Source organism: Myroides sp. LJL115 (genome assembly GCF_054871665.1).
Genome location: NZ_JBTXLS010000054.1, coordinates 1 through 20,246 on the forward strand (window position 1 = coordinate 1; position 20,246 = coordinate 20,246).

At 31.9% G+C, this 20,246-nt stretch carries 11 protein-coding genes, 1 other RNA gene, 2 pseudogenes and 1 CRISPR repeat array; of the genes and pseudogenes, 7 read left to right on the top strand and 7 right to left on the bottom strand.

What is annotated here, in order from left to right:
- From ACYSNX_RS11425 to ssrA, 4 genes and pseudogenes are all read right to left on the bottom strand, one after another.
- A pseudogene (locus ACYSNX_RS11425) lies at positions 1-119 on the bottom strand (ATP-binding protein); the annotation flags it as partial.
- Positions 120-1,356: 1,237 nt separating this feature from the next.
- A complete protein-coding gene (locus ACYSNX_RS11430) occupies positions 1,357-1,479 on the bottom strand; it encodes a hypothetical protein (protein ID WP_461754803.1) in 123 nt (40 codons plus the stop codon).
- Between the two features lie 245 nt (positions 1,480-1,724).
- Positions 1,725-3,767, bottom strand: a complete 2,043-nt coding sequence (locus ACYSNX_RS11435; RefSeq protein WP_461754804.1) for a tetratricopeptide repeat-containing sensor histidine kinase — start codon at positions 3,765-3,767, stop codon at positions 1,725-1,727.
- 881 nt (positions 3,768-4,648) lie between these two features.
- Positions 4,649-5,047: a transfer-messenger RNA gene (ssrA, locus tag ACYSNX_RS11440) on the bottom strand.
- Positions 5,048-5,196: 149 nt separating this feature from the next.
- On the opposite strand from ssrA, the gene ACYSNX_RS11445 reads away from it, so the two are divergent.
- The gene (locus ACYSNX_RS11445) at positions 5,197-6,405 is read left to right on the top strand and encodes an NAD(P)-dependent oxidoreductase (RefSeq protein WP_461754805.1); all 1,209 of its coding nucleotides are present in this window, start codon (positions 5,197-5,199) and stop codon (positions 6,403-6,405) included.
- 61 nt (positions 6,406-6,466) lie between these two features.
- On the opposite strand, the gene ACYSNX_RS11450 is transcribed toward ACYSNX_RS11445, so the two are convergent.
- On the bottom strand, positions 6,467-8,749 hold the full coding sequence (locus ACYSNX_RS11450; RefSeq protein WP_461754806.1) for an FUSC family protein: 2,283 nt from the start codon (positions 8,747-8,749) through the stop codon (positions 6,467-6,469).
- 147 nt (positions 8,750-8,896) lie between these two features.
- Between ACYSNX_RS11450 and def the strand changes: the two genes are divergently transcribed.
- The 3 genes from def (at position 8,897) to mazG (ending at position 10,828) form a co-directional block, all read left to right on the top strand.
- Entirely contained in the window at positions 8,897-9,484 is a 588-nt protein-coding gene (def, locus tag ACYSNX_RS11455; protein WP_461754807.1) for a peptide deformylase, read from the top strand.
- Between the two features lie 63 nt (positions 9,485-9,547).
- Entirely contained in the window at positions 9,548-9,958 is a 411-nt protein-coding gene (locus tag ACYSNX_RS11460) for a DUF5606 family protein (RefSeq protein WP_461754808.1), read from the top strand.
- A gap of 93 nt (positions 9,959-10,051) precedes the next feature.
- The gene (gene mazG, locus ACYSNX_RS11465) at positions 10,052-10,828 is read left to right on the top strand and encodes a nucleoside triphosphate pyrophosphohydrolase (RefSeq protein WP_461754809.1); all 777 of its coding nucleotides are present in this window, start codon (positions 10,052-10,054) and stop codon (positions 10,826-10,828) included.
- Between the two features lie 78 nt (positions 10,829-10,906).
- Here mazG and ACYSNX_RS11470 read toward each other — a convergent pair whose 3' ends face one another.
- Both ACYSNX_RS11470 and ACYSNX_RS11475 read right to left on the bottom strand, forming a co-directional pair.
- The gene (locus tag ACYSNX_RS11470) at positions 10,907-12,379 is read right to left on the bottom strand and encodes an amino acid permease (RefSeq protein WP_461754810.1); all 1,473 of its coding nucleotides are present in this window, start codon (positions 12,377-12,379) and stop codon (positions 10,907-10,909) included.
- Positions 12,380-12,676: 297 nt separating this feature from the next.
- Complete coding sequence (locus ACYSNX_RS11475; protein WP_461754811.1) at positions 12,677-13,333, bottom strand: MarC family protein; 657 nt, start codon at positions 13,331-13,333, stop codon at positions 12,677-12,679.
- A 278-nt stretch (positions 13,334-13,611) separates the two neighbouring features.
- On the opposite strand from ACYSNX_RS11475, the gene ACYSNX_RS11480 reads away from it, so the two are divergent.
- The 3 genes and pseudogenes from ACYSNX_RS11480 to cas1 all read left to right on the top strand — a co-directional run.
- Entirely contained in the window at positions 13,612-15,228 is a 1,617-nt protein-coding gene (locus ACYSNX_RS11480) for a CTP synthase (protein WP_461754812.1), read from the top strand.
- Positions 15,229-15,294: 66 nt separating this feature from the next.
- Positions 15,295-17,196: a membrane protein insertase YidC gene (gene yidC, locus ACYSNX_RS11485; RefSeq protein WP_461754813.1), complete on the top strand. Its 1,902-nt coding sequence runs from the start codon at positions 15,295-15,297 to the stop codon at positions 17,194-17,196.
- 1,324 nt (positions 17,197-18,520) lie between these two features.
- Positions 18,521-19,402: pseudogene (gene cas1, locus ACYSNX_RS11490) on the top strand (type II CRISPR-associated endonuclease Cas1); the annotation flags it as partial.
- Between the two features lie 4 nt (positions 19,403-19,406).
- Positions 19,407-20,096: direct repeats of the CRISPR family, unit length 50 nt; unit sequence GTTGTGAATTGCTTTCAAATTATTGTAAATTTATCAGGTAATACCGCAGC.
- The last annotated feature ends 150 nt before the right edge of the window (positions 20,097-20,246 follow it).

A 20,246-nucleotide genomic window follows, 5' to 3' on the forward strand; every position in this document is an offset into this window, starting at 1 on the left:
ATGTTGTCAAAAGGTTGTAGGCCAAAGTCATCTAAAATAAGTAAGTCACATTTAATTACTTTTTTCATTTCCCTTTGATAGGTACCATCTATTTTACTTGTTTTAAGATGGTTAAATAAATTACCTGCACTTTCCGGATAGCCCTAACATGGCTCCAGAAACTTCTCTTAAGGAGTTACGTTACGTTTAACAAAGCAACAAAATAACATTCTTATTAAGTGGTCTTTAGAGAAAAACTTCTTGATTTATCGATCTGACTTAGATTCCATGTCAGAATCGCCGAAAATCTTTGGATCTATTAAATGAATTAGTTGTGAAAACACTGATTTTGTCGAGAAAAAACCTATAGGTATTTGCTGTTGTTGTTTTATTATTAATAGCACAGAGTATTCTAATGTCGATTGTGCTTTAAGATTTTGATTTACTTAAAATAAAAAAAGCATCCTTAATAATTTGAGAATGCTTCGGCACAATGGGAGGCCTTACCCTGTCCCTTTGTATTGCAAATATACGGAAAAACTTAACTTAATATAGATATTAAGTTATGAATTGAGAAATTTTAATTATGAAAATATGTGTTAGTTTTTAAGGAAGCCTTAGAAGATACAAGGGATAATAATGGAATTTGTTTGAAGTATAAATTTTTCAATTTGCTTATTAATTATAGCTAGAAAATATTCGCTTAGAAAAGGGTTATATTGATGCTAAGACAAGCAGAGTAGTGCTAGTAAGTATATCTTATATATTTACTTTCTGATGAATCTGAGGTAAGTATAGTATTTCTCTTAATTGATACTGCTCAAAGAAAAAGAATTTGGAGATATATACATACTCTGCTAATTGTACTAGTGAATTGGGTAACATTTATTTTCACTCATTTGGGTAAATTTCAGTTCTTCTACACTTTGTAGGGCTTTTTTGGTCTTGACAGGATTGTCATCATGCATATTATGATATGTGCTGACTTCTTATAGCAGTTGTTGTCATAGTTCAGTAAAAAAACAGCTAAGTCTGAAAAGCCCCCTATAGGTAAGGAAGAATAGTAATTTTTACCTGATATATTAAGTATATTAATCTTAAATATTTGCCTAGTAACTTGTATTTTAGTTTGTTAAGTAATAGGAATCGATATTGCTAAACATGATATAATTTTTGCTTCTAAGCTAAGGATTCAATCTATGGCATGCCTTAGGTTCCACCTTTTGGTACACACTACTGCACTTGATTTACGCTTGGCTGTTTAAAAGGTGTGCTCTGAACTTACAAGTATAGAGTTTCTGCTTATGCTAGGTAAAATAACAAATGGGCTAGCTGGGCTAGCTTGAGTTGTTGGTAGCATCATACTTTTATTAATGTTTAACCATACTTTTTTAAAATTAATTTAGCCACAAAATATATGGCTATAATTAATAAGATACCCCCTGCAATTTGAGCAAGCAAGATAACTAATTCCTCTAAAGCAATTTTAGACTTATCCATAGTTGTATTGTTATTTTAAGAGTTATCATTTCTAACTCTAAGATAAATAATATTCTAGTTACATAAAATTAAGACAAGAATTATTATTAAGTTTAATTAGAAACATATATTCTTTATTACTCGTGCTTTTCACTACATTAAATTAATGGAGGTTGTTTACAAAAATCTCTATGGCTAGTATACTTATCCTAATACAAGTATATAATCTGATCCTTTTGCTGGCCTTACTGCGAAGTTATGGAGAATTATACTTTAAATGAGCTTGCAAACACCAAAATAATTGTAGTCCCATTATTGGGCTGGCTTGTAATAGAGAGATTGGCTCTAATAAATTGTGCTCTTTCTTTGATGTTGTTTAATCCAATTCCATCGAAATTACTAGTTACGTCAAAACCAATTCCATTATCTTGAACACGAAGTTCAATTTTATTTCCATCTACTTGCTTAAAGGTAATCCAACATTTTTCAGCATTAGAGTATTTCTGGGCATTCTGAAGAGCTTCCTGTAAAATTCTATATAAATGAATTTTGGTTTTTGTACCAAGTTTATCTAAATTAATAGAGGAATCTATAGATAGAATAAATTCTATTTTTTTATTTCGGTTTTGTAAATCTATTAATTCTGATAATAAAGAATCAAAAGAACTAGTTTTAAATTCACTGTCTCTGGATAAGAGGTGAGAAAAATCTCTTAAAAATGCTTCGATATTGGTTACTTCTTCAATAATAACACCTATTTTTTCTTCTAAATTCTCTTTACTTAATTGCAATAAAAGAAATCTTGTAACAAATATTTTATTTAATACTCCATCATGTAAATCTTGAGCTAATTTTTTTCTTTCTACACTTTTGGCAAGTGAAAGTTCTTGTTTCATTGCTAAAATAGAGTTATAGTACTTCTCAGTATCTTTTTGTAAAAGTTTTACGATACGTAACTGCTTGGATTTCTGTCTAAAAAAATAGGTCATAAATCCTAATAAAATTAAAAGAATTAAGGCAATGGAAATATTGATAATAATTTTCTTTTGGGATTCTAATTCTTGGTTTTTTAGTAATAAATTATCCGACTCAAACTTAATTCTTGCAAATGTGTTATTTATGTTAGCAGCCTCATCGTTGATAAGTTCACTAACTTCTACATAACGGGAGAAATAGTCATTAATAGGGTCTTCTGTATTACTTAATAGTAAAAACAGAGCCTCTTTTTCTTGAAATAAAAGTTTACTTTTCTTGGCGTGTTTTATTACCTGGTCAAGGATTTGAAAAGCTTTAGAGGAGTTATTTGTGCGAAAATAATAGTCAGCTAATAGTGTTTTTACATGACTTTGCTCATCCCACATTTGAGATTTTTCATAAATGTCAATGATGCTATTTAAGTCATTTTCTACTCCTTTTAGCTCAGAGGATAATATCTTGGCCTGGCTTAGAAGTTGAAGAATAGTTGCGTGAGTTATATCCCTATAATAATTAGTAGTAGTTAAATTAATATCTTTATCAATTGTTTCTTTAGCTATTTTTTTTGCGGTTTCATAATCTTTTAATGCGATGTAGTTAATTATTAAAGCTTGCTTTGTCATTATGCGCAGTGCTATTCGCTTTTCTTGAGGATGGATTTTTTGCATCTCTTCAGAATCAATATCTATTAGAGCTTGTTGAATATTTTCATGAGCTTCTTGATACTGACTAAGTCCTGTTAATGCATTACCTAACATTAAAGTTATGGTGAATTTAGTATGCATGTCCTGGTTAAAACCTTCATAGGAAATAGCTTCTAATAAGGAGGATTGCGCCTCGGTATAAAAACGATCGTTTAGTAAAGTGATACTTTTAAACACCAAAACATTTATTAGGTTTAATGTATCATTACTTTGACGATAGTACATCTCAGATTTTGTATAGTTGTATAGAGTGCTGTCTTTTAAATATATTCTATCATAATATCTTGCAAGAAGTTCATGAGCTTTACCCAAATGAGTGAAATCATTACCTTTTTCAGCTTTTTCCTTGAGAGCGTAAAAATACGTGGTATCGGGCATTACTTGGCTAATAAATTTTTGAAGAAGTTCTCTGTTTTGTTGATTATTCTTTTTTTCTATTAAGAGTCTACCCACAGAATCAGCTTGTTGTTTTTGATAATCACTGGCCTCAAAACGATTATAATTGACAATAAAATCTAAGATTTGCTGATTAGTCTGATCTGTATTTGCTTTTTCAGTTCTCGAGCAACTTGTAAATATAATTGAAATTAGTAAGAACCATATATATATAATAGTTGGGGAGAGTTTCATTTTGTTTTAGTTTATAGTTGCAGTTTTAAGGCAGTTTTTAATTATATTATTTGACCATTGTACTAATCAAAACAGCTAATTTATTGGTATTGGTATGTGAAGTGACTTAGTTAAATTGCTGAAAAAGTTAAAGGTTTCTTACCTATTTAAATACCTCTACAAAAAGTGTCTTTATAGTTTTTCTTTTCTTAGTTATATGGTCTCTGTAATTATGGCATTATGATTTTATAAATACATTTATAAGTAGGTGTCAATAGTGGAGATTGCATTGTTCACTATTAAACAATGGCTATTAAATAAAGCTAGATCTCTTGAAAGATATGAGGTCTTACTACAATAATTTTATGATTTAGTCATAGGCAAACGATTTAACAAATCAATCTGTTTTTAGAGTTAATAAGTATAGAAAATAATTTTCAGTAAAGGTTCTTTTTTAATAGTATTTAATCTAAAAGAAAAGATTCTTTGATAAAAACAACTTAGCAGTAAATATAACAAAAAATTCTAATAAAGTAGTAAAAGATATTCAAGCGAAAAAGTAGTGAAGACCGGAAGTTGCCTTGTTATGTTAACTCGTATATTATGAGATTAATTAGTACCTTAAGTTGTGTTTAATTTCTGCTTTTAAGCAAGTTAATATATATATGACTAAAGTTTAATCTCATATATTTTTCTTTAAAAAAAGTAGTTTTATAAGACTTTACTTTACTCACTTTAGCAAGATAAAGAGCAAATCTATTTGTTTTGCAAGCTTTGTCCTTGATTCTAGAAAACATTGGAATAAAAAGATATAGAACAAAGAAAATATAAATGCCAATGTCTACAAATCATTAAATAAAAAAAGCCTAACTATTTGATTTTAAATAGTTAGGCTTTTTTGTCTGTGGAGCCGCCGAGAATCGAACTCGGGTCCAAACAAGCAATCAGATAGCTTTCTACACGCTTAGTTTTTTATTTAATTTTCGACTTTCAGGTAGGCAAAAAACAGCCACTAAAAGCTTAGTCTCTTAAGTTTCGATTTGCCGTCAAGACTAAAACAAATCTATGTTTACATTACGGTTCCCTTCAACAAAGCGCCGCAAACAAAGGCTCTTTAAGGGAATTTAGCTTTCTCACCTGGTGAGAACTAAAAGCAAATCCTACTGTAATTCAGATTAAGCAGCTAAAGCGTAGTTTTCTTCGCCGTGTAAAAAGTTTGTTACATGATATTTACGAGCTACATAACAACGCTCGACGTGCTTACTAACTAATTCCACTCGCTGTCAAAACCGATCGACCCCATTTAGAATAAATCTTGGTAAGAACTGCAAAATTAAGGTATTTTTTTTTCATAGCAAAGTTTTAGCTCTAGTAAAAATCTTGTTTTCGCTATGAAATTAGCTTATATTTGATACTCAGGCCTATACTTTAACAAAATAAATCATTCATTATGAAATTAGGAATTATTAAAGAAAGAAAAACGCCGCCAGATCGAAGAGTAGCGCTAACTCCAGAGCAAATTATTAGGGCCATGGAGAAGTTTAAGGGGCTAGAAATTATTGTTGAATCTTCCGATATTAGGGTTTTTGATGATAATTCTTATAGTGATCTAGGGATACAAGTAAGCCAGGATTTGCAACAATGTGATGTTATTGTAGGATTAAAGGAAATTCCTATTGAATTTCTCTTGCCAAATAAAACCTATGTCCTATTTTCGCACACTATAAAGAAGCAAATACATAATCGCGGGCTTTTACAGGCCTGCTTAAGAGAGAATATTACATTAATGGATCACGAAACATTCGTAAATCAGCAAAACAAGAGAATCATTGGATTTGGTAGATATGCTGGCATTGTTGGGGCATATAATACCCTTAGAGCTTTTGGTTTAAAATATGAGTTATTTACTTTGGCTGCGCCACAAACTCTTAAAACTAAAGATGATTTAATCTATCGATTGAAAAAACAATTTTTACCACCTATCAAAATAGTAGTTACAGGGACTAGTAACGTTGCTAGAGGTATAATGGAAGTATTAGATGGAGCTAAAATAAAGAAAGTACCTTATGATAAGTTTCTTTCTAATAAATACGACTGCCCAGTTTATACCCAAATAGATGCAGGGCAATATTATAAGCGAAAAGATGGTACACAAGGGGGTAAAGAAGATTTTTACAAGAATCCAGGTTTATATGAAACTGACTTTGAGCGTTTTGCACAAGTTGCCGACATTTTAATCACTGGACACTTTTTTCAAAAAGGTTCACCAGTAATTCTAAGTAAAGAAATGCTGAACTCTGCTAAGAATCAAATTAAAGTAATTGGGGATGTATCTTGCGATGTGGATCAAGGACCAATTGAAGCTACTATTCGCACAACCACTATTGAGGAACCTTTCTATGGTTACCACCCTAGAGAGAATGAGGAAGTGGATTTAGAACATCCAGCTGCCATTACAGTTATGGCTATTGATAACTTACCGTGCGCTCTTCCTGAGGATTCTTCCCAGGCTTTTGGCGATGTTTTTATTGAGCAGATCTTACCTGCGTTTTTCAATGAAGATAAAGAAGGTATTTTAGAAAAAGCTACTATTACTAAAATGGGAAAATTAACCGATAAATATAGCCACCTAGAGGATTACGCTCAGGGTAAGGAATAGGGATCAAAGCTTTAATATAAAAAAGTGGCGTTTTACAATTGTAAAACGCTACTTTTTTATATTAATTTCTTTTGAATTTCGTATATCTACTATAGATATAGGACCTAGATGCTTTATGTTCCTTCTTTTTCTGAGTAAGTATAGTTGTAGCCTTTAAGATTTTCTCTGATAACTGTGCTAGCCAACTTAATTGTTCGATTACTAAGATAGATTCTTTCATTAATTCAGAGAGCTGTTCTTGATCTATACAGGTTTTCTCTAGCTCCTTTTTTCTTAATTGCTGTAAATAGTTAATACTAATGGAGTAGTCTTCTTTGCTTTTAGCTGAAATTAATTCTGTTGGAATAGTTTCTTGCTCCAATAAATCAATGGATAGTTTTAAATTTTGATCAATATAATTGGTTACAGTATTAAAGGCATCAGAAGCTTTTGTAGTTTCACTAGATTGTACATATACTCCAATGGAAGCAGCAGTAGATAAGAAAGTATGATTCAAAACCGCAAGCTCATAAATCTCAGGACGTAGAGTTTGCTTGCTCTTTGGTTCTTGTATCATACGTTGGAAGGAAGCCATTAGGTTCCCCGTTTCGATAAAAGCATATTTCCTAGCAAGTTTATAAGGTAAAGTAGCCTGTCCCTTTTCATTATAAAGTATAGATATTTCTTTTACATATTCTCTATTGGCTTTTACACTATTTGCTAAATGCACGTTAACTTTAAGGAATTCCCACGAAGGCCATAAAAGATAATTGGCTCCAAAGGCTAATAAAGCTCCTATGAAAGTATCTATAATTCGGTAGACTAATAAATCCATGAAATTTGGAGATAGAATACCATAAATTAAAACTACATAAATGGTTACAAAAGTAACACCTACTTTATAGTCTGTATGAGAAAACCAGTAACCTAAGATCATAGAAAGTACAACTAAATAGGCTAGTACTTGTACATTTTCTTGAATCAAATAAAGTAAACCAAAAGCTATTAAACCTCCTGCTACTGTACCGATTACCCTTTCAAAAGAGCGCTGTTTAGTTAAACCATAACCAGGACGCATAATAACCACAATGGTTAATAGTATCCAATAACCATTAAGTAAATTAAAAACCTCACTTATTATAAGTCCTGTTACAACCGTTAGGGTAAGTCTTGTTGCATGACGAAAGATAGTGGAGTTGAAGTTTAAATTCTCTACAAGAGTTTGCCATTGGTAATGAACAGGGGTTAAGAATTTCTCTAAATCCTTAAAATTTGTTTCTACATCTTTTGTAAAGACTTTTTCTACTAATGTTCTCTCTAATATGATAATCTTATCAATTTGTTCTTGGGCATAATGAAGCACATTGGTAAACATTAAAATAGCCTCTAATTTGTCTTTAGAGGTGTCCTTATGTGAAAACTCAGATAATTGTTTTGCTAAGGATTGCAATTGCTCTAATAGATCTCTTTGGACCTCATACTTAAGTCCTATGTTCAATGACTCACCAATGGTTTGAATGGTATTGGCAAGACCATAGGCTAATTTTTGGTAGTTTTTAACAATAGAAGGGTCACTTTTAAAAAGTTCTTGTAATCGTTTATGATCAAAAGAACTAGAAACAGCTATTTCTAATATTTCCACTAAAGCTGTAAAAGCCACTAAAAGTCTTCTGTTGTTAGAGGAGTTTCCAGTATTGGCTTTATTTCTAACTACAAATTCTCTTAAGTTTTCGTGTACTTCATTTAATTGAATCTGAATATTAAGTTGCTCAGCGGTAATTTGGGTTACATCTGCATCGGGGCTCCATAAATTAGCTCTATATCGCAGGTATCTAGAAGTTAATTCCATACAATCAGAGGTTAGTAAAACTCCATACCTTCTCGGGCGAGCATAATAAAATATAATAGCAACAACTAGGTATAATAAGCCTCCTAATAAAAGCATCAATACGTGTATCCATAGCTGTTGACCTTCATAAGCATAAGCAAGCCCCAAACTAGCAGCTAATAAGCCACTAAAGGATAAAAGATTAGCTCGGTGTCCATATACAGCAATCATACTTAAGGAGAAAAATATGAAAGCAAAGACAGGATAAAAAATCCAATGACCTAAGGTTAGAGATAATACAAGGGTAACAGCCGGAACAGTAAAGGCTCCAACAAGTAAACCACTAATTTTGTCTTTAATATTACTAGGGATGTCTACAGGAGCTGTTAAAAGGGCACCTACTGCCATTGCAAAGGCCCAATTAAACTCTTGATAAGGCATAAATATTAGAAATGGAATAACTCCACAAAGAGTGATCTTAAGGGCGCCCGCTAAATGGGAGTCATCTGTAAACTTAATTGCTTTATTGAGCATCATAATTAAGGTAGGTAATACTAGGGGTGAGAATTTATATTTTCTCAAGCAATATAAAACAAATTAAATTCGAAAAATAATTTGAACTATTAATTATTCGTTTATTTTTCACTAATTTTGCAATCTGAAATTTTGTGAAAATAAAAAATTATGATATTATCAATAGTTGGGTATGGAGACCCTGTTTTAAGACAAGTAGCTCAGGAAATTACCCCAGACTATCCCAATTTAGATCAATTAATTAGCAATATGTATGAGACTATGTATTCTGCTAGTGGAGTTGGTTTGGCTGCGCCTCAAGTTGGTCTAGCAATTCGTTTATTTGTAATCGATGCAGCACCATTTGCTGAGATGGAGGATAACACAGCCGAGGAAATCGAGTTTTTAAAGAGTTTTAAAAAGACTTTTATCAACGCTAAGATTCTAAAAGAAGAAGGTGAAGAGTGGAGCTTTAATGAAGGTTGTTTAAGTATTCCTGATGTGCATGAAAATGTGAAAAGGAAAGAAAAAATTACTATTGAATACTACGATGAAAATTTCGTAAAGCATACAGAAAGCTTTGACGGATTGGCAGCTAGAGTTATTCAGCATGAATACGATCATATTGAAGGTGTTTTATTTACCGACAAATTATCTACATTAAAAAAGAAACTTATTTCTAAGAAGTTGACAAATATTTTGGAAGGAAAAATCTTTACAGAGTATAAAATGAAATTCTCAAAGAAAAAAGGTAGATAAATAAGTTGTTTATTAATTACAAATTAAGATATTTGTAACTCTTAATGTGAAAATTTAGAAAAAATGAGTTTAGAAAAAGTATTAGCTATTTCAGGAAAACCAGGTTTATATGAGTTATTAGTGCAGACTCGTACAGGATTCGTTGCAGAATCTTTGGCTGATGGTAAGAAGAGCACAGTTGGATTAAGAAACAACGTAAGTTTATTATCAGAAATTTCAATCTATACATATAGTGACGAAGTGAAGTTATTTGAAGTATTCAAAAACATTGCAAAAAAAGAAAACAATGGAGAGGCTATTTCTCATAAAGAAGACAACCCTACATTGGTTACTTATTTTAGAGAAATTTTACCAGAATTTGACGAAGAAAGAGTGTATGCCTCTGATATCAAAAAAGTTTTAAACTGGTACAACATTCTTCAAAAAAGAGGAATGATTGAAGCTGCATTCAAAGAAGAAGCAACAGCTCAATAATCTGATTTAATCTTGATATAAGAAGATTTTTTAAGCCTAGATACTTTTAGTAACTAGGCTTTTTGTATTTTTATAACTCTTTGAAGAAAAAACATGCATAGTAAACAAGAAAAATTAGCTTCTATTGGAAGGCTATTGGATATTTTAGATGAGCTAAGGCAAAAGTGCCCTTGGGATAAAAAACAAACCTGGCAAAGTTTAAAGAACTTAACTATTGAGGAAGTTTATGAACTAGCCGATGCTATAGATGATAAGGATCCCCAGGAGCTTAAAAAAGAATTAGGCGATGTATTGATGCATATTATGTTTTATGCTAAAATAGCAAGTGAATCGGATGCTTTTGATATTAAAGATGTAGCAGATTCTATTAGTGATAAATTAGTATTTAGACATCCTCATATCTATGGGGATGTAGATGTAGAGTCTAGCGAGCAAGTGGAGCAAAATTGGGAAAAGCTTAAACTTAAGGAAGGCAGTAAATCTGTTCTTTCAGGGGTTCCTAAAGGACTGCCAGCCTTAATTAAAGCCTACAGAATACAACAAAAGGCTAGTGGTGTAGGTTTTGATTGGCCCAATACGGCTGGAGTATGGTTAAAAATAGAAGAGGAGCTTAATGAGTTTAATATAGAACAACAAAACGGTAATAAGGCTAATATGGAGGCTGAATTTGGAGACATTCTATTTACAATGGTAAATTATGCTCGACATATAGGTATAGATGCTCAAAACGCTTTAGAATTGGCCAATAAGAAGTTTATTAGACGCTTTGGTGCTATGGAACAATTAGCCCAAAAGGATAATCATTCCATTGGTGATATTAGCCCTGAACAAATGGAAGAGTATTGGGAAAAAGTAAAGACAAAAGAATAAGCTTATTATAAAATAAAAGTACTCCTTGAAAATATATCAAGGAGCACTTTTTGTTTAATCATAGTTTTTGGTAGTATTCTAATCCTCATTTTGAGATAAATCAACTTCTTTTATTGGAATTAGCTTTGTTTTAAATTTAATCTTATGATAGATATAGAAGAATAAAAAGAATGGTATTCCCATATAAGTGATTAACATGGCCCTTACATCTACTACCCCTTCAAAAATTAATTGAGAGTCTTGTCCTATTATAACTAAAATACATAATATTAAGGCAAGTATTGGTCCAAAAGGGAACCATTTTGCTTTGTATACTAAGTTATTAACGTCTTTGTTTTGTGCAACATAAGCTCTACGGAATCTATAGTGGCTAAGTGCAATTCCAAGCCAGGCTATAAATCCAGTCAATCCTGATGCAGCTAAAACGTAGTCTACAGCGTTTTCAAAATTTGCTTGAAGTAAGAAAATTAAAAATACTACTAATGCTGTTGCTGCTAGTGCTAGTACTGGAACTCCGTGTTTGTTGGTTTTTTCAAAAGATTTGAAAGCCATACCTTGTTTTCCCATAGCATATAGCATACGAGTTGATGCGTACATTCCTGAGTTTCCAGCAGATAAGATCGAAGTTAGAATTACCGCATTCATAAGTGCAGCTGCGAAAGCCCAATGTGCTTTTTCAAATACTAATGTGAAAGGGCTCTTTGCAATTTCATGTACATCTGCTCCTAATAAGTCAGGACTAGTATAGGGGATGATTAATCCAATTACGAAAATAGCCAAGATGTAAAAAATCAATATTCTCCAAAATACCTGTTTAATAGCCTTTGGGATATTCTTTTCAGGATTTTCACTCTCACCTGCTGTAATCCCAATTAGCTCTGTTCCTTGGAAAGAGAATCCAGCAATAAGAAACACTCCTAATACACTTAGAAAGCGGGAAGAGAATCCATCTCCTAAAATAGGGGCATCTCCTATGGTAAAATTCTTAAATCCAATATATTCTGACCCTAATATTCCGAATATAGTTAAAAGTCCAACAATAAGGAAGATAATTACAGTAACTACCTTAATTAAGGCGAACCAGTATTCTGATTCTCCGTAAGCTTTAACAGATAGCATATTTAAGCCAACTATAATGGCAAAGAAGATTAAGCTCCATCCCCATGTAGGTATAAAGGCTAAAGGTGTCCAATAAGATATTACAATGGCGGCAATAGAAACGTCTACTGCTACGGTAATAACCCAGTTAAACCAGTAATTCCACCCAAGAGCAAAACCAAATGAAGGATCCACAAATCTCGCGGCATATGTACTAAAGGATCCAGATACTGGTAAATAAGTAGCCATTTCTCCTAAAGAGGTCATTAAAAAGTATACCATTATACCGATTGCTGCATATGCTAAAAGTGCACCACCTGGACCTGCAGAACGAATCGCTTCTCCACTAGCCATAAATAGACCAGTACCAATACATCCTCCAATAGCAATCATGGAGAGGTGTCTGGCTTTTAATGCTCTTTTAACCTTTGTGTTGTTTGAGTTTTCTTTCATTGGTTATTTAATTTGTGGCAAAGGTAAGTATATTCTTTTCAAAATTAAATTAAATGCAATAAAAATACTTAATTACTAAGTAATACTGCATTTAAGAAGGGTAAAAACCAACGATTTTTATGATATATGTAAATGTATTGCTAATTGCTCAAAAATATAATTCTCATTTATATAGACTAAAATGCAAATTATTCTAAAAAATTAGCCATAAAGAGAATTAAATTTTGCTTAACTCTTTATGGCTACTTTATTTAAAGGGGAGTAAAACTCCTTTATTTATGTGGTATGGTCTTGGATTTAAGCTATATGAGTCTTAATTAGAGCCATGATTCCTTCGTAAATTACGTTTAATCCAACACAAAAAGTGAAAAACGCACACATCTTATTAATTACGTTTGCTCCTGTTGCTCCAATTCTTTGTGTAATATTAAAAGCGGAATAGGTAAAAACGTAAAAAAGTGCACAACAAAGTATAATTCCTACCAGGATAGCACCAAAGTTTTCTACCGTAGCTTCAAATTGTTTACTGTAAGAACTGGCAGCTAAAGCAAAAATTACCGAAATAGTTCCAGCGTCTACTACAATTGGAAATGTAAGAGGGTAAAATAGTTTGCTTCTCATAGATTCCTGATCATCTACTGCTGTACTATTTTTATCACTAGCCTTTTTATCATTTAATAAGTCCATAGCGGTTTTACAGATTAAAAAACCACCACCTACTTGAACAATGGGAATGGATAAGTGAAACACCATTAAAATCAATTGTCCTAGTAATAAGGTGATAACACAGAGTATAAAGCTAAAGTATACTAATCGTTTTGTACAGTAATTTCGCTCTTCTTCCGTTAAGTTGCCAAAGAAGGAATTTACAATAAAAGCCACCCCAATTGGATTTAAGACAGGGAAAATTGTCATAAAAGAGGTAAGGGAATGTTGAAAAAATGATTCGAACATAAAAGTTTTTTAATAAGGATTATGAGTATAATTACATTTATAAAATTAAAAGTAGTAATTTTTTTTAACATTATATTAAATAATACGAACATTTTATAACCTTTCCTAGGCTATATGCTAAACTCTTAATAATGACTAGCGTAAATGTTTTAGATTGCTAAAATTTCTTTAAAATAAAATTTAATCTGTTTTTTAGATAAACTAAAATTAGAACAATAGAGCGAAAAGTTGTAGTTTTGCCACGTTTTATTCTTAATGACACAACAAATAAACAACTAATGAAACAAACTAAGTATATATTCGTCACAGGAGGGGTAACCTCTTCTTTAGGAAAAGGAATCATCGCAGCATCTTTAGCTAAATTACTACAAGCTAGAGGGTACTCGACAACTATTCAAAAATTTGATCCTTATATTAACGTGGATCCAGGTACTCTAAACCCTTATGAGCATGGAGAGTGTTTCGTAACAAATGATGGAGCTGAGACGGATTTAGATTTGGGTCACTATGAGCGTTTTTTAAACGTTCCTACTTCTCAAGCAAATAACGTTACAACTGGTCGCGTTTATTTGTCTGTTATTGAAAAAGAGAGAAGAGGAGAGTTTTTAGGTAAAACTGTTCAAGTAGTTCCTCATATCACTAATGAGATTAAAGAGCGTATGCAGCTTTTAGGTAAGTCTGGTGAATACGATATTGTTATTACAGAAATCGGTGGAACAGTAGGGGATATAGAATCTCTTCCTTATATCGAGTCAGTACGTCAACTTTTATGGGAATTAGGAGATAACAATGCAATTGTCGTACATTTGACTCTTGTTCCATTCTTAGCTGCTGCAGGTGAGCTTAAAACTAAGCCAACACAACACTCTGTTAAAACATTAATGGAAAGTGGAATCAAAGCAGATATCTTAGTATGTAGAACAGAGCATGATTTAACAACGGAAATTCGTCAAAAGTTAGCTCAATTCTGTAATGTTAAGCCAGAGGCTGTTATTCAAAGTATTGATGCTTCAACTATCTATGAAGTTCCTAACTTAATGTTGGAAGAAGGTTTAGATAAGGTAGCTCTTAAAAAATTAGATTTACCAGAGAAAACAACACCAGATTTAGCTTCATGGAATGCATTTTTACACCGTTTAAAGAATCCAAAGCACATTGTGAATATTGGACTTGTAGGTAAATATGTAGAATTACAAGATTCTTACAAATCTATTTTAGAGGCTTTAGTACACGGTGGAGCTCAAAATGAATGTAAAGTAAATATTATTTCTATTCAATCTGATGCTATTACTGCAAACAACGTAGCAGATAAGTTACATAACTTAGATGCTATTTTAGTTGCACCTGGTTTTGGTTCAAGAGGAATTGAAGGAAAAATAGAAACAGTAAAATATGCAAGAGAAAATAATATTCCGTTTTTAGGAATTTGTTTAGGAATGCAAATGGCTGTTATTGAGTTTGCACGTAATGTGTTAGGTTTTAAGGGAGCTAATACTACGGAAGTAAACGAAAGTACCCAATATCCTGTAATTACTTTTATGGAAGGACAAAAAGAAATTACAAACAAAGGAGGTACAATGCGTCTAGGTGGATGGGATTGTCAAATTGAGCCAAATACTAAGGCATACCAAATCTATAATAAAGATTTAATCAATGAACGTCACCGTCATAGATATGAATTCAATAACCAATATTTAGAAGATTTCGTTAAAGGTGGTTTAATTACCTCTGGAAAAAATCCTGAAACTGGTTTAGTGGAAATAGTGGAGCTAGAGAAGCACCCATTCTTTGTAGGGGTTCAATTTCACCCAGAATACAAGAGTACAGTTGCAAACCCTCATCCTCTATTTGTAAATTTTGTACAAGCTGCCATTCAAAATAAATTAAGCAATTAATTTATTTTATAAGGCTCTTATATATAGAATAATTTCAAAATCATTTGATCAATTACAAAAGAAGTAATGGAAGAAAAAAAATTAGATCGTAACAGTATTGTAGGCTTTATTATTATTGCCGGATTGCTTATATGGTTGATGTTGAATAACATGAACAAAGAGCAAGATGCTATGAAACAAGATGCTGAATTAGCACAAAAAGAATTAGTAAAGGAAAACCAAACTAAGAGTATTGAACAAGCTTTAGGCAACGTTCAAGCAAACGACTCTTTAGCTTCGGAAGCTTTACGTGCTGCATTAGGTTCATTTGCTTACAGTGCTATGTTGCCATCTGCACAAGATGAAACTACAGAATTAAAGAGTGATTTACTTACTTTACATGTTGCCAACAAAGGTGGATATTTATCTAACGTAACAGTTAACGACTTTGAACGTTTTAGTAAAAACTCTGGTCAATTAGTTGAACTAATTAAAGACCATAATTCTAGTCTTAATTTAGAGCTATACACAAACGATAATAGAGTTTTTAACACCTCTGATTTATATTTCGAACCAGAGTTAAGCAAAGAAGGAGAGAATCAAGTTCTTTCTATGCGTTTAAAAGCTTCTGAGACGCAGTACTTAGAATATCGCTATGTATTAAAGCCAAACAACTACATGTTAGATTTTTCTATTCGCAGTGTTGGACTTAATAAAATTGTAGATTTAAATAAAGCTCCTAAAGTAGATTGGTGGTTAAAAGGATACCGTAACGAAAAGAGTATTTCTTACGAGAATCGTTATACTAATTTATATTATGAATACGAGAATGGTAAGGATAATGATTTAGGTGCTGGTGGTTCTAGAGAGGATAAAACAGTTAAAGATGTTAGTTATATTGCATTTAAACAACACTTCTTTACTTCAATTCTTTTGACAGACAAAAACTTTGCAGATGCTAAAGTTTCTTTTATTAATCTAGCTTCAGATGAATCAGATGATGCTCAGTTTACAAAGGAATTCAATGCAGAATTTCCTTTAGCTTATAGCAACGGAGAATTGAATTATGATATGAATTTCTATTTTGGTCCATCGGATTACAAAATCTTAAGTTCATACGATCGTAATCTAGATGAGATTATGCCATTAGGTTGGGGAATATTTGGATGGTTAAACCGTTTCTTATTTATTCCAATCTTCGGATTCTTAACATCATTTATTCCGTCTTATGGAGTAGCCATTATCATTTTAACGATTATAGTGCGTTTGTTAATTTCTCCTTTGACGTATAAGAGTTACGTTTCTCAAGCTAAGATGAAAGCTATTCGTCCAGAGATTACAGAATTAAACGAGAAGTTTAAGAATGATCCGATGAAAAAGCAACAAGAGACAATGAATTTATATTCTAAAGCAGGGGTTAACCCTATGGCAGGATGTATTCCAGCAGTGTTGCAAATTCCGATTTTCTATTCTTTATTTCAATTCTTCCCTTCTGTATTTGCTTTACGTCAGAAGAGCTTCCTTTGGGCAGATGACTTATCGTCTTATGATTCGGTAATTTCTTTACCTTTTAGTATTCCATTCTACGGTAACCATATTAGTTTATTCCCAATTTTAGCTTCTATAGCAATCTTCATCTATATGAAGATGACAACAGGGGATCAACAAATGTCAGCGCCTCAACAAGAAGGAATGCCTGATATGGGTAAATTAATGAAGATTATGATTTACATCTCTCCGGTGATGATGTTATTCTTCTTTAATAACTATGCATCAGGACTGAGTTTATACTACTTCGTATCTAACTCTATTACAATTGGAATTATGTATGTAATTAAAAACCACATTGTAAAAGAAGATAAGATTAAAGCTATCATCGAAGAGAACAAAACTAAAAAACGTCCAAAAGGTAGATTCCAACGCAAAATGCAAGAGATGATGGAGCAAGCCCAAGAACAACAAAGATTAAAAGAACAAGGAAAGAAATAATCTTTTCTATATTCTCACTTTATAAATTATAGAAATCTACTTACAAAATAGGGTACTATAAACCCTAATGTTAAAGAGATGATAAACAAAAAAAAGGTGAATTATTAAAGCAAGTCGTTTTAATAATTTGCCTTTTTTTGTTTTTTACCTTCTTCAATTAGAACACGTTAATTTTTCTTATAGAAAGCTACTATATTGAAGTATAAGATTAATATTTGGGTATGTCATTGTAATTTATGCTAATAGGTAGGGAAGGTATTGCGCCATTTTGCTGAGAAATAAGGCTATGTGGAGTATAGGTTGGAAAGTTTACAAGTTAAAGGCTGCATGGCAGTTTTATAGCGGGCCTAGGGAATTAGAACTTATTTATTCCATTGCTTATCTTAAAATATAATAGAATAGTTTTTCGAAAAAGGGTATTGCCTTAAAGTTGATAATAAGCATTCAAATTTAAATTATGAGTAGTGATCTCCTTGAAGTGAGTTAAGCTGGAATATGCTCAAGTTAATATTGATACCACCTAAATTGTGAAATAGAAACCTATCAAATATGGGCAAGATACCGACATAACTATAAGGACTAGAGTTTGTTTTTGGAGTTCTTCAAGCGATAGTAGAAAGTGATTAATTAGTGGAATTTCTATATTAATTAGTATTTGTAAAAAAAAAGCTTTTCATAAGTTTTATCTCTTCTATCAAGGTCATTAACTTTAAAATGAAAGATAAGGAGGATAAGTAGGCATAAAGTATTTTGTCCTTACTAGAAAGATAGTTTAATGAAGTTATGGTGATAAGATTAGGTTTTAACTACAATATAGGCATTATGTTGATGAGTTAGAAGTCCGTATACCTGGCATTATAAAGTATTATGCGTGTATTTGTATACTTTAACTCGGTGAATATCTATATAATTATCTTTACCCCGTTCATTGTAAAGTTCTAAGTGGGCTTTTATTGTATATTGTGAGTACTATTCGGAAGTGTTTTTAAAATACTAGTAATCAGTTATTTGTGTTTTGTTAGTGATTAAATATTTATTATCTTAGTGACTTATGTAAGTATATTTATATGTGGGAATTTCCTTTGACGTTTAAAGTTGAGACTTTATTGATACCGTATAAGGGTTTTCGGAATGATGGATGGTCTTCATAAGAGGTAATAGGTATAATGGGTTACTTATATATTGGGTTGGTATTTTGCTTTGGTCATTGTTTGTCTTATGTTACCTTAGACTTATAGTAGGGCTTTAGTAAGAGAAAGTATATTAGCATAATTAAAATTTACATCTTAAGGAAGTAAATAAAATAATTTTAAACTAGTTTATTATGATGAAGAGAACGATTTATATAGGAAGTCCCACTTACTTGAAACTGAAAGATAACCAACTTAAAATTGAAGATCCAGTCTTAAAAGAAGTACGAGGGAGTGTACCTATTGAGGATTTAGGTTTTTTGGTTTTAGATCATTATCAAATTACCTTAAGTCATCAATTAATAATTGCTCTTCAAGAGGGTAATGTTGCTATTATCAGCTGTGATGAAAGTCATATGCCACTAGGATTAATGCTCCCCATGAATGGCCATGTTGAACATAGTGAGAGATTAAGATATCAAATAAATTGTTCAGAACCTTTGAAAAAGAACCTATGGAAACAAACTGTAGAGGCTAAAATATATCAGCAAAAATCAGTACTAAAAAATCTGAATCTTTGTTATGAACCTATGGTAAGATATGGTGATGCAGTGAAAAGTGGGGATAGTACAAATATGGAAGGTATAGCGGCACAATTTTATTGGAGGCAATTATTTGAAAACTTCACAAGAGAGCGTAAAGGTGATTCTCCAAATAATTTCTTGAATTTTGGTTATGCAATATTACGCAGCATGGTAGCTAGAGCTTTAATTAGTAGTGGTTTAAATGCAACTATTGGAATCTTTCATAAAAATAAGTATAACCCATATTGTTTAGCTGATGATATTATGGAACCCTATCGTCCATATGTAGATTTACTAGTTGTAAATTGGTTAAGTAGTGGAAACAGTAATGTTTTAGATAAAGCTGCTAAAGCTAATCTATTACGATTAGCCACCTTAGATGTATATATAAATGGTTTACAAAGACCTTTAGTAACTGCTGTTAGTATTACGACAAGTTCCTTATATAAGTGTTATAAGGGAGAGCAAAGAATTATTCATTATCCGATGCTACGTTCTTGTGACTTGCTTTAAAATTATAGTAGATTTACCAGGTAACACCGCAGCTCTTTTTCGTTTTTTGTAGCTTTAATGCTATGTTGTGAATTGCTTTCAAATTATTGTAAATTTATCAGGTAATTCCGCAGCCAAAGTGTTTAGATAACTCATCCATATCCTGTTGTGAATTGCTTTCAAATTATTGTAAATTTATCAGGTAATACCGCAGCATATCCCATGCCTGGGTCATTACTACTTGTGTTGTGAATTGCTTTCAAATTATTGTAAATTTATCAGGTAATACCGCAGCCGAACAAACTTTTAGACCAGAGCAAGGCTTGTTGTGAATTGCTTTCAAATTATTGTAAATTTATCAGGTAATACCGCAGCAAAGCAGAATGAACTGATCTCAACAAAAGAGTTGTGAATTGCTTTCAAATTATTGTAAATTTATCAGGTAATACCGCAGCAAAGTAAAGCTAGTTTTGTTATGCTCGATGTTGTGAATTGCTTTCAAATTATTGTAAATTTATCAGGTAATACCGCAGCGGTAGGTAATCAGTTAAATGTTAGTGCTGGGTTGTGAATTGCTTTCAAATTATTGTAAATTTATCAGGTAATACCGCAGCCGTGGTTGCATCTTGCTTACGGCTTTATCTGTTGTGAATTGCTTTCAAATTATTGTAAATTTATCAGGTAATACCGCAGCATTTATATGATTTACTTCTAACCTGGACATTCCGACGAAAGCGCACCAGCAATCCGGAAAGTGCACCAGTTAAAACAACTGACCTTAAAACTCTCCGTACTTCACTGATTTAAGTAAAGTTAATAATTTTTTCTTGATCTTAGTGATTTT